General features: G+C 73.5%; 14 protein-coding genes. 5 read left to right on the forward strand and 9 right to left on the reverse strand.

What is annotated here, in order from left to right; genetic code table 11:
- Positions 1-83 precede the first annotated feature (83 nt).
- The 5 genes from ABZ914_RS16375 to ABZ914_RS16395 form a co-directional block, all read right to left on the reverse strand.
- Positions 84-848 (reverse strand): glucose 1-dehydrogenase, encoded by a 765-nt coding sequence (locus tag ABZ914_RS16375; RefSeq protein WP_387025292.1) that lies wholly within the window; start codon positions 846-848, stop codon positions 84-86.
- 88 nt (positions 849-936) lie between these two features.
- Positions 937-1,545, reverse strand: coding sequence for a GTP-binding protein (locus tag ABZ914_RS16380; RefSeq protein WP_190853102.1), 609 nt, complete (start codon positions 1,543-1,545; stop codon positions 937-939).
- Positions 1,526-1,894, reverse strand: a complete 369-nt coding sequence (locus ABZ914_RS16385; RefSeq protein ID WP_500193712.1) for a DUF742 domain-containing protein — start codon at positions 1,892-1,894, stop codon at positions 1,526-1,528. The genes ABZ914_RS16380 and ABZ914_RS16385 overlap by 20 nt, the downstream gene beginning before the upstream one ends.
- 7 nt (positions 1,895-1,901) lie before the next feature.
- On the reverse strand, positions 1,902-2,318 hold the full coding sequence (locus tag ABZ914_RS16390) for a roadblock/LC7 domain-containing protein (protein WP_190853098.1): 417 nt from the start codon (positions 2,316-2,318) through the stop codon (positions 1,902-1,904).
- Entirely contained in the window at positions 2,315-4,864 is a 2,550-nt protein-coding gene (locus ABZ914_RS16395; protein ID WP_500193713.1) for a sensor histidine kinase, read from the reverse strand. The genes ABZ914_RS16390 and ABZ914_RS16395 overlap by 4 nt, the downstream gene beginning before the upstream one ends.
- Before the next feature lie 232 nt (positions 4,865-5,096).
- Between ABZ914_RS16395 and ABZ914_RS16400 the strand changes: the two genes are divergently transcribed.
- The 3 genes from ABZ914_RS16400 to ABZ914_RS16410 all read left to right on the forward strand — a co-directional run bounded on the left by ABZ914_RS16400 (position 5,097) and on the right by ABZ914_RS16410 (position 6,858).
- Positions 5,097-5,498: a roadblock/LC7 domain-containing protein gene (locus ABZ914_RS16400; RefSeq protein ID WP_190853094.1), complete on the forward strand. Its 402-nt coding sequence runs from the start codon at positions 5,097-5,099 to the stop codon at positions 5,496-5,498.
- A 297-nt stretch (positions 5,499-5,795) separates the two neighbouring features.
- Complete coding sequence (locus ABZ914_RS16405; protein WP_500193714.1) at positions 5,796-6,287, forward strand: pyridoxamine 5'-phosphate oxidase family protein; 492 nt, start codon at positions 5,796-5,798, stop codon at positions 6,285-6,287.
- A gap of 16 nt (positions 6,288-6,303) precedes the next feature.
- Positions 6,304-6,858, forward strand: coding sequence for a TetR/AcrR family transcriptional regulator C-terminal domain-containing protein (locus ABZ914_RS16410; RefSeq protein ID WP_500193715.1), 555 nt, complete (start codon positions 6,304-6,306; stop codon positions 6,856-6,858).
- Here the strand turns inward: ABZ914_RS16410 and ABZ914_RS16415 are convergent.
- Together ABZ914_RS16415 and ABZ914_RS16420 are read right to left on the reverse strand one after the other, a co-directional pair.
- Complete coding sequence (locus ABZ914_RS16415) at positions 6,827-7,726, reverse strand: class I SAM-dependent methyltransferase (RefSeq protein ID WP_500193716.1); 900 nt, start codon at positions 7,724-7,726, stop codon at positions 6,827-6,829. The two genes, ABZ914_RS16410 and ABZ914_RS16415, sit on opposite strands and share 32 nt — an antisense overlap.
- Positions 7,727-7,855: 129 nt before the next feature.
- A complete protein-coding gene (locus ABZ914_RS16420; RefSeq protein ID WP_500193717.1) occupies positions 7,856-8,449 on the reverse strand; it encodes a helix-turn-helix domain-containing protein in 594 nt (197 codons plus the stop codon).
- Positions 8,450-8,607: 158 nt separating this feature from the next.
- Between ABZ914_RS16420 and ABZ914_RS16425 the strand changes: the two genes are divergently transcribed.
- The gene (locus ABZ914_RS16425) at positions 8,608-9,339 is read left to right on the forward strand and encodes an MFS transporter (protein ID WP_500193718.1); all 732 of its coding nucleotides are present in this window, start codon (positions 8,608-8,610) and stop codon (positions 9,337-9,339) included.
- A 38-nt stretch (positions 9,340-9,377) separates the two neighbouring features.
- Positions 9,378-10,199 carry an MFS transporter gene (locus tag ABZ914_RS16430; RefSeq protein ID WP_500193719.1) on the forward strand — a complete coding sequence of 274 codons (822 nt, stop codon included), beginning with the start codon at positions 9,378-9,380 and terminating at the stop codon, positions 10,197-10,199.
- A 53-nt stretch (positions 10,200-10,252) separates the two neighbouring features.
- Here the strand turns inward: ABZ914_RS16430 and ABZ914_RS16435 are convergent, their stop codons facing one another.
- Both ABZ914_RS16435 and ABZ914_RS16440 read right to left on the reverse strand, forming a co-directional pair.
- A complete protein-coding gene (locus ABZ914_RS16435; RefSeq protein ID WP_500193720.1) occupies positions 10,253-12,277 on the reverse strand; it encodes a hypothetical protein in 2,025 nt (674 codons plus the stop codon).
- A gap of 60 nt (positions 12,278-12,337) precedes the next feature.
- Positions 12,338-13,621 (reverse strand): MFS transporter, encoded by a 1,284-nt coding sequence (locus tag ABZ914_RS16440; RefSeq protein ID WP_500193721.1) that lies wholly within the window; start codon positions 13,619-13,621, stop codon positions 12,338-12,340.
- Positions 13,622-13,763: the final 142 nt, after the last annotated feature.

Below are 13,763 nucleotides of genomic sequence, written 5' to 3' on the forward strand. Positions count from 1 at the left end.
GCTGGCCGCACCGGAGGAGGGTGGCGGCCGCGGCGGACGGCCGTCGCCGGGGCGGTCCGTGTGCGCCACGGACCGCCCGCCGGTCAGCCGGCGGACATGCCGCAGTCGACGGCGATCGACTGGCCCGTGATGTGCCGGGACGCGTCCGAGCACAGGAAGGCGAACGTCTCGGCGACGTCCTCGGGGTCGATCAGGACGCCCGACGGGTGCAGCGCCGCCGCCTGCTCCTCGGTGAACATGCCGCCCTGGATCGCCTGGGCGAGCAGCGCGGTGCGGACGACCCCGGGGCAGACCGCGTTGATCCGGATGCCCTGCTTCACGTACTCGATGGCGGCGGTGCGCGTCATCGACACGACGCCGCCCTTGGTCGCCGAGTAGTCCGAGATGCCGAGCGGCAGGCCCACCAGCCCGGCCACGGACGCCATGTTGACGATCGTGCCGCCGCCCTGCGCGAGCATCTGCCGGATCTCGTACTTCATGGACAGCCAGACGCCCTTGAGGTTCACCGCGACGAGCTTGTCCCACGCCTCCTCGGTGATCTCGTGCAGCGCCGAGCCCTGCTCCTCGATGCCCGCGTTGTTGACCGCGCAGTCGAGACGGCCGAAGGAGCGCACGGCGGCGGCGACCGCCGCCTCGACGTCGGCCCCGGAGGTGATGTCGGCCCGGACGAAGACCGCCTCGCCGCCGTCCGCCTCGATCGCGGCGACGGTCTCCTTGCCGCCCTCCTCGTTGACGTCGGCGACCACCACGCGCGCGCCGCGCGCGGCGAACAGGCGCGCCGTCGCGGCACCGATGCCCTGCGCGGCACCGGTGATCAGCGCGGACTTGCCTTCGAGCACTTCACTCATGTCGCTCTCCTTCTCCAGGGGAAGACCGGGCGGCGGCTCGCCGCCCGTCGGTACACGGGGGCGGGACGCTCCCGCCGGGCGCGGTCGCTCAGGAGCGGGCCGCGGTCTGGGCCAGGACGTGCTCGACCACGGTGATCAGCACGCGCTTCGCCGACTCCCGGTCGCGCACGTCGCACATCAGCAGCGGCACGCGGTCCTCGAGGTCCAGCGCGATGCGGACGTCCTCGGGGTCCTTGCGCTCGGCGCCGTCGAAGCAGTTCACCGCGACGACGAAGGGGGTGCGGCGGTCCTCGAAGTAGTCGACCGCGGCGAAGCTGTCGGCGAGGCGGCGCACGTCGGCGAGCACGACCGCGCCGAGCGCGCCGAGCGCCAGCTCGTCCCACATGAACCAGAACCGGTGCTGGCCGGGCGTCCCGAACAGGTAGAGCACCAGGTCGTCGGGCAGCGTGATGCGGCCGAAGTCCATCGCCACGGTGGTGCTGATCTTGCCGTCGACGCCGCTGGTGTCGTCGACGCCGACGCTCCGGTCGGTGAGGATCTCCTCGGTGCGCAGCGGCCGGATCTCGCTGATCGAGCCGACCATCGTGGTCTTGCCGACCCCGAACCCGCCCGCGACGAGGATCTTCGCGGCGATCGGCCGCCGGCCGCCGGCCGGGGCCGGGTCACGGACGGCGGCGTCAGAGTGCACGTAGTCCATTGAGCAGTTTCCTTAGTACGAGCTCGTCAGGGATGTCGCCGGTGCTGGTCGGCCGCAGCGCCCTGAGCAGGTTCTCGTCGCGCAGGTCGTCGACCAGGACGCGGACGACCCCGACGGGCAGGTCGATCTCGGAGGTCAGGTCGGCGAACGTGATCGGGCGGCGGCACAGGGCCAGCAGGGTGCGGTGCTCGGGGTCCAGCCGCATCCGCCGCGACACCGGGACGCCCGTCGCCTCCAGCACGGAGATCAGGTCGAGGCCGTCCTCGCGGAACCGGGTCCTGCCCCGGGTGACGGTGTAGGGCCGCACGACCGGCCCCGCCTCGTCGTCAAGCCAGCGGTCGCTGCTCACCGGGGTCTCATCTCGTACTCGGACCCGACAGCCGGGCGATCGCCGGGGGCCGCTCGGCGATCCGCTCGGCGAGTTCGGTCATCTCGTAGGCGATCGTGCCGGCGTCCGCGTGCGGCGGGCCGACCAGGGCGAGGCACGCGTGCTCCCCGGCCGGCACCATGAACACCAGATAGGTGTCCATCTCGATGAAGGTCTGCAGCAGCCGCCCGCCGCCGAACCTGCGGCACGCCCCGCGCGCGAGGCCCTGGACGCCCGCGACCAGCGCGGACAGGTGCTCGGAGTTCTCCCGGCCGAACCGGGTGGAGGACGCCACCAGCAGCCCGTCGTTGGACAGGACGACCGCGCCGCGCACCGGGCCGGCGCGCAGCACCATGTCGTCGAGCAGCCGCTGCACTTCCCGGTCCGTCATCGGCGCCGGCGTCATCGGTTCTCCTCACCCTCGCCGGGCCGGACGGGCCCGGACGTCTCGACCCGTCCGCGCCGCCAACCGCTCTGCATGGACGTCATGACCGAGCGGGCGCGCTCCGGCGAGCGCCCGGTGCCGCGTCCCGGCGGCCGCTGCTGCTCGCCGCTGTCGCGGGGGGACGGGGGCGTGTCGCGCAACTGCGGCGCGAGATTGGCGCGGCGGACGCGGCGCGGCATGCCCGCGTGGGTGCCGCCGATCTGGGAGGCCGGCGCGTCCGGTACCGGTCCGGGAGGCGGCGGGGTGGCGGGCGGGGTGGCGGGCGGGGGAGCGGACGGGGCGTCTCCGGGGCCCGGCTCCTCTCCGCCGAACCGGTGCCGTCCGCCGGAGTCCTGCGCGTGGCCCGGCGGGACGTGCCCGGCGACCGGCAGGGGCCCGGTCCCGGTGACCGGAATGGGGCCGGTACCGGTGACGGGCACGGGGCCGGTACCCGTGACGGGCATGGGGCCGGTTCCGGTGAACCCGCCGGTCCCTGGGGCGGCGGCCTGCGCCGGGTAGGCGCCCGGGTCCTGCGGCCCGGGGTGGGCGGCCGCCATGGCCGGGGCGTTCGCGTGGGCGGGGTCCGCGCCGGGTTCGTCCGCGGCGCGGGCGTCCTCGGGGGCGTCCCGGCCGATCCGGTCCGCGGGGACCACGAGCGAGTGCGGCAGCAGCACGATCGTCTTGATGCCGCCGTAGGCGTTCGGCTCCAGCACCACCCTGATCCCGTGCCGGTACGCCAGGCTGGTCACCACGAACAGCCCGAGCTGGTCGCCGTCGGCCAGGTCGAACTCCGGCTCGCGGGACAGCCGCCGGTTGATGGCCGCGAGCTTCTCGGGCGCCATGCCGAGGCCGCGGTCCTGGATCTCCACCACGAAGCCCTGCCCGACCAGCCCGGCGTCCACCTCGACCGGCGTGTTCGGCGGCGAGAAGGCGGCGGCGTTCTCGATCAGCTCGGCCATCAGGTGGATGACGTCGGCGACCGCGGCGCCGACGATCCCCTCCCGCGCCGAGGTCACCACGTCCACGCGGGAGTAGTCCTCGATCTCGCCGACGGCGCCGCGCAGCACGTCCACGATGCCGACGGGGTGGCGCCAGCCGCGGCCGGGCGCGGCGCCGGACAGGATGACCAGGCCCTCGGCCTGCCGCCGCATGCGGGTGGTCAGGTGGTCGATGGCGAACAGGTCGGCGAGCGCCTCCGGGTCGGTCGCCTTGCGCTCCAGCGTGTCGAGCATGGCCAGCTGGCGGTGCAGCAGCGACTGGTTGCGCCGGGCCATGTTCTGGAACACCTGGTTGACCGCCTTGCGCAGGTCGGCCTGGCCGACGGCGGCCGCGACCGCGGTGCGCTGGACGGTGGAGAACGCGTCGGCGACGTTGGCCACCTCGGCCGTCCTGCCGACCTCGAGCGGCGGCGCCTCGACCGCCACGTCCACCTCGTCCCCGCGGCTGAGCCTGCCGACCAGGCCCGGCAGCCGCTCCTCCGCCAGCGTCCGCGCGGCGCTCTGCAGGCCGAGCAGGTCGCGGCCGATGCGGCGGGCGAACCGGATCACGAGGAACAGCGTCAGCAGGACCGCGACCAGTCCGAGGCCCCCGACGAGGCCGAGCCGCCACAGCGTCCGGTCCGAGGTCTTCTTGGCGTCGCCGGCCAGCACGGTCCGGGACTTCAGCAGCGCGCCGTCCAGCGCGCCGATGAACCCCTTCGACTCCTGCTCCCAGGTGACGGGCGGGATCGTCAGCCGGCCCTTGGGGCCGGCCGCGAGGATGCGGTCCTCCACCGAGGTGAAGGCGGTGGCCGGCGGGGAGGCCAGCGCCTGCCGGAAGGGGGCGCCGTTGGCGGGCGTGAAGTCCGACAGGCTCGTCGTCTCCAGGTAGCGCCGCTCGTACACCAGCTGGTTGATCGCGGCGTACTCGGCGGGGGTCATCTTGCCGCCGCCGACGAGCACGCCGCCGACGAGCGTCGCCTCCCGGCCGCTCAGCTCGATGGCCCGCGACATGCCGGTCAGGTGGTACGCCTGCTGGTAGCCGTTGTCGGCGACCAGCAGGTAGATGAACCGGAAGTGGGAGTCGATGATGTCGTTGTAGGCGTTGAACGCGTCGAGCTTGGTCAGCGCGCCGGAGTCGACCTCGCCGCGGACCTTCGCGATCGTGTTGAGCTTGCCGATCAGCACCGACAGCCGCTGCTTCATCGGCCCGGTCAGGGTGCCGCGGAACCTGCCGGAGTCCGCGGCCTTGTTCATCTGGACGATCGTCCCGTCGACCTTCTTGCGGACGGCGTCCAGCGACGCGCGCGGCAGCCGGCCGCGGCCGGCCAGCCACACCACCGACTCCTGGCGCTCCTGGGCGACGGTCACGAGCATCGGCTGCACGGCGTTGCCGTAGACCTCGTTGGCGGTGTCGATGTTGCGCTGGTGGAGCGCTTCGGACGCGGTGCTCTGCGCCGCGAAGACCCACAGCGTGACCAGCGAGACGACCGGGACGACGAGCATGCCGTACAGCGACAACCGGAACGAGCGCCGGCGCGCGGCCCTCACTGGCCGCAACGGAGGTGAGCGGGGCGGACGCGGCTGTTCAGCTCATTCATGTTCGTTTCTCTCAAGCGTCGGTGACGGTCCGGTCGGGGACGAGGTCCGTGACACCATAGCCATCACTTTGATCTTGCGCGGCGTTTTCGGGTCATATTTCACACTCTGGTGGTTTTGGCTGAGGGCGGGTGCGCCGGGTGGCAACATGTCACCGCGTCAACCGCCCAGGAGGAGAAGCCACATGACACCGCGCGACGCGTCGACCGACCGGCTGGACTGGCTGATCGACGGGTTCGTCAAACGCGTACCCCAGGTGACCAGGGCCGTCGTGCAGTCCGCGGACGGCCTGCTGATGGGGGCGTCCTCCGGCATCACCCCCGACGACGCCGAACACCTGTCCGCCCTGGCAGCCGGGCTGCAGAGCCTCGCGCGAGGCGCGCGGCTCCAGTTCGGCGCGAACGAGGTCCATCAGACGATCATCGAGATGAGCGACGCCTTCCTCTTCGTCACCGCGGCCGGCGAGGGCGCGTCGCTGACCGTGCTGAGCAGCGCCGACGTCGACCCCGCCCAGATCAGCTACGAGATGACCCTCCTGGTCAACCAGGTCGGCGAGCACCTCTCCTCCAGGCCCCGCCTGAACTGAGTGGGTCATCTCATGCCCGCGTGATTCCCGGTGGGCCGCCGAGCGCGGCGACAGGGCTTCCGGTAATGCCGTCGAATGGCCTTGGCCGAATTTCATGAGCAGCCGGGTCGCCTTGCGTGGTCTTGCCGCACACTTATCGGCGGTTTTTGTCAAGGAAATGCTTGTGCGCGTGTTATCCGAGCCGAGAAAGCGAATCGGACCGGCATGCCGTGCGGGAGAGCGCCCCGCGTCGGATCGTCGGACCCGGATGGCAGGCTGGGCGCCTCCTGTGACGGACGCGATGGATAGGAGGGCTCGTTGGCCCGCTGGCATGAGGTCGCCGAATCGGCGCCGGAGTTCGCCGCCCAGGTCAGGGACGCTTTCGAGGCGCACAAGCACAAGACCCTGGCGACGCTGCGGAAGGACGGTGCGCCGCGGGTCAGCGGCATCGAGGCGTACTTCATCGGGGACGACCTGTGGTTCGGGTCGATGCCCGGCGCGCTGAAGGCCCGGGACCTGCAGCGCGACCCGCGGTTCGCGCTGCACGGCCCGCCGGTCATCCTGAGCGCCGAAGACCCCGCGACGGCGCCGGGCGACGCCAAGGTGACCGGCCGCGCGGTGGAGGTCGCCGACCGCGAGCGGATCGGCGCGATGCTGACCGCGCGGGGACTGGCCCCGGACTCCTTCAGCGAGTCCCACTTCTTCACGGCGGACATCGGTGAGGTCGTCCTCACCCGGATCGAGGGCCCCGCCATGGTCATGGATCTCTGGCGGCCCGACCAGGGCCTGCGGACCCTCCGCCGCGCCTGAGGCGGTCTTCCGGGAGATGGTGCACCACCACTGGTCGGCGTTCGCCGGGCCGGACCGGCGGCTCGTCGAGTGCGACGCCGGCGCGAGCGCCGAGGAGGTGCTCCGGGCCTTCGCCCGGTCGTTCCAACGCTTCGCGACCGAGTCCGAGCAGATCCGTTTCGCCCGGCTCGTGGTGGCCGAGTCCGGGCGTCTGCCGTGGATCGCGGACGAGTTCTACCGGGTGGGCAAGGGGCCCGTCGTGGCCGCGTTCGCCGGCAACCTGCTGCTGGAGGGCGCGCCGGGCCAGACCCCCGGTTCGTCCGTCCTCACGCTCCGCTCCGGCAGCGACCGCGCCGTCTTCGTCGGGGACATGCTGCACAGCCCCGTCCAGGTCCTCGAACCCGCCTGGAACAGCTGCTTCTGCGACGACCTCCGGCTCGCGGCCGAGACCTGCCGCGCCTATCTGTCCCGCGCCGCCGATCTGCGAGAGCTCGTCATCCCGGCCCACTGGCCAGGGCACGGAGCCGCCGAGGTCCGCAAGGACGGTGACGGCTTCGCCATCACCGCGTGGGCCGCCTTTCCGCGCGGCTGACGCGACGGGCCGCCCAGACGGTGCGCTCGGTGCGTACCGCCAGATCGTCGCGGCCCAGGATGCAGTGCGGGCTGCCGGTGTCGAGGAGGCCGTCGAGCGCGGTGAGGTCCTCGGGGGAGAGCGTGCCGGCGACGGCGTCGCGGATGCGCCGCAGGACACCGAGGGCGTAGCGGCCGATCACCTCGCTCCGCGCGCCTTCGATGTCCACGGTGATGGTGCGTTCGCCCTCGACCGTGAAGCCGGCGGCGGCGAGCATCGGGCCCCAGTCGGCTCCGCGGTGGGGCATGTGCTCGGCTTGGAGGCGGTCGGCGGCGGCGTGGGTGCGTTCTTCCAGGCCGGGTCTGCCTTCGGGGGCGTTCTCGGGCAGGAAGCGGGGGTGGCCGGCCAGCTCGACGACGGCGAACAGGCCGCCGGGCGCGAGGGCGTCGTGGACGGCGCGCAGCGCGTGGTCGGGGTTCGCCATGTGGTGCATCGAGGCCGACGCCCATACCAGGTCCGGTGAGCCGAGGTCGGGCCAGACGGCCTCGTCGAGGTCGGCCCGCACGGTGCGCACGTGCTCGTCGACGCCGCGGGCGCGCGCCTTGGTGCGCAGGCGCTGAAGGTGTTCGGCGGACGCGTCGACGGCGGTGACGTGCGCGTCGGGGAAGCGGTCGAGGAGGGCGAAGGTCCCCGCGCCCGTGCCGCAGCCCAGGTCCACGATGCGGCGTGGGCTGCTCCGCAGCGGCAGCCATGCGGTGATGGACGCGGTGTGTTCGGCGAGGACCTCGGCGTCCAGGTCGAGGATCTCCGCCTGCCCGTCGAGTCCGTGGTCGCGGTGATGACCGTGAGACGCGTCATGGTGGGTGGTGTGCGTGTGTGGTCGGTTCATTCTCTTCACACTAAGACGGCCATGCGTCTACGGCATAAAACCTTGCCGTATAGGCAAGACGTTGGCCGTTGTCACTGCCCGAGGCGCAAGAGGCCGCCGCTGCGCAGGCCGTGACGTGGCCCTGCGCCATCATTCGGGAGCGCGCTGAGCGCTGCCGCCGCCGGCGTCACGCTGATGGCCGCGGCGGGCGTCGCGGTCGAAGATGCCCAGGATCTCGCAAGGGCCTGAGTCCGCTCCGATGGCGTGCGGCGTCATCGTGGGGAACTCCGCCGCCTGGTTCGTCTCCAGGCGGATGCGGCTGTGTCCGAGCATGAGGACCGCCGTTCCGGACAGGACGACGAGCCATTCGTGCCCCGGGTGAGCGCGCATGCGCGCCGGGTTCTCGGGAGGTGGCTCGGTCATGCGCTGCCGCACCACGCTAATGCCGGGGCTGGCCTTGATGGTCCAGCGCATCTGGTTGTGGACGCTGTCGATCGTCGGGCTGGTGACCACGTCGTCGGTGGCGGTCTCCACCAGCTGATCCAGCGTGGTGTCCAGCGCGCGGGCGAGGGTGACCAGCTGGTCCAGCGCGAGGCGGCGCCGGCCGTTCTCGATGCGGCTCAGCGAGGACTGGCTGAGGTGCGCGCGGCCGGCCAGCTCCTCCAGGGACCAGCCCTGCGCCACCCTCAAGGCGCGGATGCGCTTGCGTACGAGGCTGTCCAGATCTCCATCTTCTTGCGTCATAGGCAACATCGTATGCCTGAAATGCAAGCCGGCCTTAGCGTCGTCCGCGGATGGTCCGCCACGCCCGAGGCCATGCCCGGGCGCCGAGACCTCCTCCTTCGCTCGGCGACCGGCACTGCTCCGGCGCCGACTCGGCACGCCCGTTTCGAGAGGAACCCATGAGCACGAACCAGACCGCGCAGGCCGCGCCGGCCGGCGGCGGAGGCGTTCCCGACGCGCGCCGGCTGCGCACGATCCTGATCGCCGTGTCCATCGCCCTGATGGCGGTCATCGCCTCGGTGACCGGGCTGAACGTCGCGCAGACCCACATGGCCGTGGAATTCGGCGCCTCCCAGAGCACGATCCTGTGGATCATCAACGTCTACACCCTCGCCCTGGCCGCCCTGTTGCTCCCGCTCGGCGCCTTGGGCGACCGGCTGGGCCGCAAGCCCATGCTCATCGCCGGCCTGGGCGTCTTCGGCATCGCCACCGTCGTCGCGGGCCTGGCCCCGACGGCGGAGGTGATGCTCGCCGCGCGCGTGGCCGGCGGCGTCGGCGCCGCGATGATCATGCCGATCACGCTCGCCGTCATCACCTCCACCTTCCCCGAAGAGCGGCGCGGCAAGGCGATCGGGGTGTGGACCGGCGTCGCCGGAGGCGGCGGCGTCCTGGGCATGTTCCTGGCCGCGCTCCTCGTCGACGTCGCCGACTGGCGCTGGCTGTTCGCCCTGCCGGCGGTCCTGGTCCTCGCGGCGCTGGCCATGACCCTGACATCGGTTCCCAACTCCCGCGAAACCTCCGCTCACCGTTTCGACACGGCCGGGGCGGCGGCCTCCGCGGTCGCCGTGGTCGGGCTCATCTTCGTCCTGCAGGAAGGCCCCGAACTCGGCTGGACCGCCCCGCGACGCTGATCGGGCTCGCCGTCGGCCTCATCGCCGCCATCGGGTTCGTGGCCTGGGAGCTGCACCGCCGCGACGCCTCGCTGCTGGACGTGCGGCTGTTCCGGAAGCGGGACCTGGCCGGCGGCTCGCTCACGCTGCTGGTGGTCTTCGGCGTCCAGGCGGGCATCGGCGTGGTCCTCTTCCCGTTCTTCCAGGCCGTGCTCGGCTGGTCGGGCCTGCTGTCCACGGCCGCGATGATGCCGATGGCCGTCATGATGATGACGGCCTCCGGCCTGGCCCCCGCGCTCGCCGCACGTATCGGCGCCCGCGCGACCATGGCGGTGGGTATCGGGGCGGCCGGCGCCGGCATGGCGCTCATGGCCCTGTTCGTCTCCGCCGGCGGCGGCTATCTGCCCCTCCTGCCCGGCATGCTCGCCATGGGCCTCGGCATGGGCCTGTCGATGACCCCGTCCACGGAGGCCATCACCGCCTCCCTGCCGCGCGAGAAGCAGGGCGTCGCCTCCGCCCTCAACGACGTCACCCGCGAATTCGGCACCGCGCTCGGCGTCGCCCTGCTCGGTGCCCTCGTGTCCGCCGGCTACCGCGACGCCATCGACGAGAGGCTGCACGGCGTCCCTCTGGGCGCCGCGGACACCGCCCGGCAAGGCGTCGCCAACGCCGTCGAGGCGGCGGGCAGCGCAGGTCCGCACGCACAGGACCTGATCCACGCGGCCCGGCAGTCCTTCGTCGACGGCTGGCAGCAGGCCATGTGGGCAGGTGCGGCCATCATGGGCGTCCTGTTCTTCTGCATCGCCCTTCGCGGTCCCGAGAGCACACCCGCCGCGGTCGCGGACGAGACGGAACCCGCCGAGGCCAGCGGCGCGCGATGACCGCACAGGAGCCGGGCGTCTTCGCCGATCGCTTCTTCCGCAGCGACGGGTGATCAAGGGCGGGGCACCGCACGCTGACGGGGTTCTGCTCGGGGGCCGAGGTAGCAGCACCGCAACCCGGTCCGCACGTGTGCGCGCAACTCGGCACCGAGGGCCGGGTCGGCGGCGGCGACCCGGTCGAGGGCACGCCGGATCGCCTTCCCCACGGCGATCCGGGCTCGTTCCTCGTCGTCGGCGAACCGGCGCGGTCGGCCGCCCAGACCCGTGGCCGACGCCAGCTCCGCGATGAGCCAGTCTCGCTCGCGCAGGAGTTCTGCGGCACGGTCCGGATCTCCGGCCAGGTCGGCACGGTCGGCCTGGTCCTGCAACTCGGCCAGCCGCTTCTTGTACTGCCGCTTCGCGGCCTCGTCCAGCAGCGGCTGGCCTGCCGGAACAGGGCTCGCCGCGCCCTGTCCGGCCGCGAGTTCGACCGCGGGTATCTCCTGGCCCGGGTTGGCCATCAGCACCGCCAGGTGCTCCAGGCCCACGCAGTGGTCGACGGTTGCGGTTCGTCCGCCCAGCTGGATGTGCCAGCGCCTGCCGTCGCGACGGCACACCACCGGCGCCGCTCGGCCGGGAGCGCCGGGTGCGCCGGCGGCGCCGTCCTGGAGGCGTACGGTGCCTCGTTCGGTGCCGGGCGGCAGCGGCATGTGCAGTTCCGCGGCCTCTTTCACCGCCGCGGCCAGCTCCGCGTCGGCTTCGGCCAGGTCTTGCGACCGGCCTGGGAGCGCGAGTGCCTGGGCGAGGCGGGCCCGCGACAGCGCGGTGGCGGGCCGGTGCCCGAGCGACAGGTTCTCCTGGAGGGCCGTGCGCAGGTGCCCGGCGGCGGCGCCCGCGTCGCCGGTGGTCAGCGCGGCCGTCCCCAGGCAGTGGTGGAGCGAGCCCAGGCAGGTGATCCCGTGCCCCGCGATCACCGGGAGGCGGGCGTACGGCACCATCAGGGCCGCCGCCTCGGCCGCGACCGCGGGGTCCCTGAGCAGCCAGGCCGTCTCGGTCACGCAGTACATCGTCAGCAGCCAGGTCGCCGCCTGCGGAAGCGCCGCCAAGCCGCGGCCGCGCAGCCGGGCGAGCATGCTCGTGGCCAGGGAGCGGTCGCCTCCCGAGGCCGCGGCGAGCGCCAGGGACGCGTACGTGGAGTAGTCCGTCTCGCTGAGAGTGGGCGAGTCCACCAGGTCCGACAGCATGGGCCGGAGTTCGGCGATGCGGCCCTGGAACCAGCGGATCGTGCCGAGCTGCCCGCCGTACCACGCCCGGGCGTTGACGCCCGCGGCCGTGGCGCCGCGCTCGGCCCGCTCGCCGGCCAGGGCGCCGGCCGCCGCGAGCCGGCCCGCGCGGATGCCGAGCATCACCTCGATCACCTCCACCACGGCCCGGACGGCCCGATGGTCATGGATCGCGAGGTGCTCCCGCAGTTCCGCCAGGCTGCGGGCGGCGTGCGGGTGGGCGTCGAGGAAGAGGTCGACGGTGTGCAGCAGCAGACCCACCAGCAGGTCGCCGGAACGGCCCGTCCCGGACGCCTCGCCGATCAGCTCCTGGGCCAGCTCCAGCCGCAGCGGCCCGTGCCCGGGGCCCATGGCGCAGTAGTGCGCCAGCGTGAGGGCCTCCACTCGCGCCACACCGTCCCCGGAGGCGCGCGCCTCGGCGACCCGCGCGAGCATCGGGCCGGGCTCTCCGCTGCGGTACGCCTGCTCGGCGGTCAGCCTGATGCGCAGGCGCAGCGCCAGCACGGACCGGGGGTCCAGGCGGCCCAGCGCCGCGCGTTGCCGGGTCCGGGTCGCCGCCGCGTCCGCCACCGTCCGCTGCTCCTGCGCCCAGAGCCCGCCCAGGCCGAGCGCCGCGCGGGCCAGCATCTCCGGGTCGCCGCCGCGTTCCGCCTGGCGGTAGGCCGCCGCGAAGCGGCCGCGGGCCGTCCACGGGTCACCGTCCACTAGCAGCGCGTGTTCGGCTGCCAGTAAGGCCGCCGTCCCGGTGTCCGTACCGCCGTCGTCCAGGTCGCCGTTGCTTGCGACGACCGGACGCGGCCCTGGCGATGTCCTCACAGCCCTACCCCCGGTGCGAGACCGCTGACGTCTAGGGCACGGCGACGATCCCGCCCGGGTTCAGTCCGCGGCCCGGTCGGATGTGACCGGAACCGGCACGGGCCGGGGCGCGGCGCGCAGCGCGCGGACGTCGGGAACGCTGTACGCGGCGGCCGCGGCCAGCAGGGCGACGGCCGCGCAGCCGCCGAGGACGACCGGCGTGCCCATCAGCCCGGCGGCGGGGCCCGCGCCGACCATCGCGACCGGCACCAGGACGGTGCCGATGAGGGCGATGAAGGACTGGACGCGGCTGATGTGCTCCTCGGGCAGCCACGCGCCCAGCGCCGACTGGTACACGACCAGTTCCAGCGTCCCCCCGGCGCCGCAGACCACGGCGGCGGCGGCGACCAGCGGGAACGGCAGCCCCGCGGCCATGGCGCCCAGCAGCGCCGCCTCGGGCAGCATGACCAGGCAGCAGACCAGGCCGGGGCGTTGCGGGCGGACCAGCACCGCGGTGATCGACCCCACGGCGAGCCCCGCGCCCAGCGCGCTGCCGAAGAGCCCCCAGGTCACCGCCCCGTCATAGCGGTCGGCCGCCCACACCGGCCCGAGCACGGTGATCGAGGCCGCCCACAGGCCCGAGGACGTCGCCGAGAGCAGCGCGATGGCCGCGACCCAGCGCAGGCCGACGAGCACCCGCCAGCCCTCGGCGATCTCGGCGCGGAAGCGGGCGGCGGGACGCGGCCGGACGGGCGGCACCGCCAGGCCGCCGAACAGCAGGCCCGACAGCAGGAACGAGGCCGCGTCCCACGCCAGCACCCAGCCGGGGCCGCTGAAGGCGATCACGACGCCGGCGATCGGCGGCCCGCCGATCGCGACCATGTTGTTCGAGATCTGCGCCAGGCCGTTGGCGTCGGGCAGCGCCTCCTTGTCCACCAGCTGCGGCAGCAGGCCCCGCGCGGCGGGACCGAAGAACGCCGCGATGGCGCCTTGGAGCAGTTGCAAGGCCGCGAGCGACGGCACCGATGCCGACCCGGTCAGCACCAGGACGGCCACGGTGCCCTGGACGGCGGCGCTGGCGTACTGGCAGCAGGCCAGCACCGTCCGGCGCGGGTACCGGTCCGCGACGACGCCGCCGACCGGGGACATCGCCATGAACACGATCGGGCCGCCCACCAGGACGAGGCCGATCCCGGTGGCGCCGCCGCCGATGCCCAGCACGGCGTAGGCGGCGGCGATCGGCGCGACCGTCGACCCGGTCACCGAGACCCAGCGGGCCGCGAAGTAGCGCCTCCATGCCGGGTTCCCGCGCGCCAGGGCGAAGGCCCCGGCCAGTCGGCGGGGGAGGTGCGGGGTGGTCCTCACCGGCTGCTCCCTGGATCGGCGTTCACGGTGGTCACCTCTCTGCGCGGCGGACGTGGGAGGGCCCCGGTCCCATCGTCGCGCGATGGGACCGGGGCCGGGGGGGGAAGGGCCGGTCAGGCCGACGGCAGCGCGGCGGGCGGGA

Source organism: Spirillospora sp. NPDC046719, assembly GCF_040645715.1.
Classification (GTDB): domain Bacteria; phylum Actinomycetota; class Actinomycetes; order Streptosporangiales; family Streptosporangiaceae; genus Spirillospora.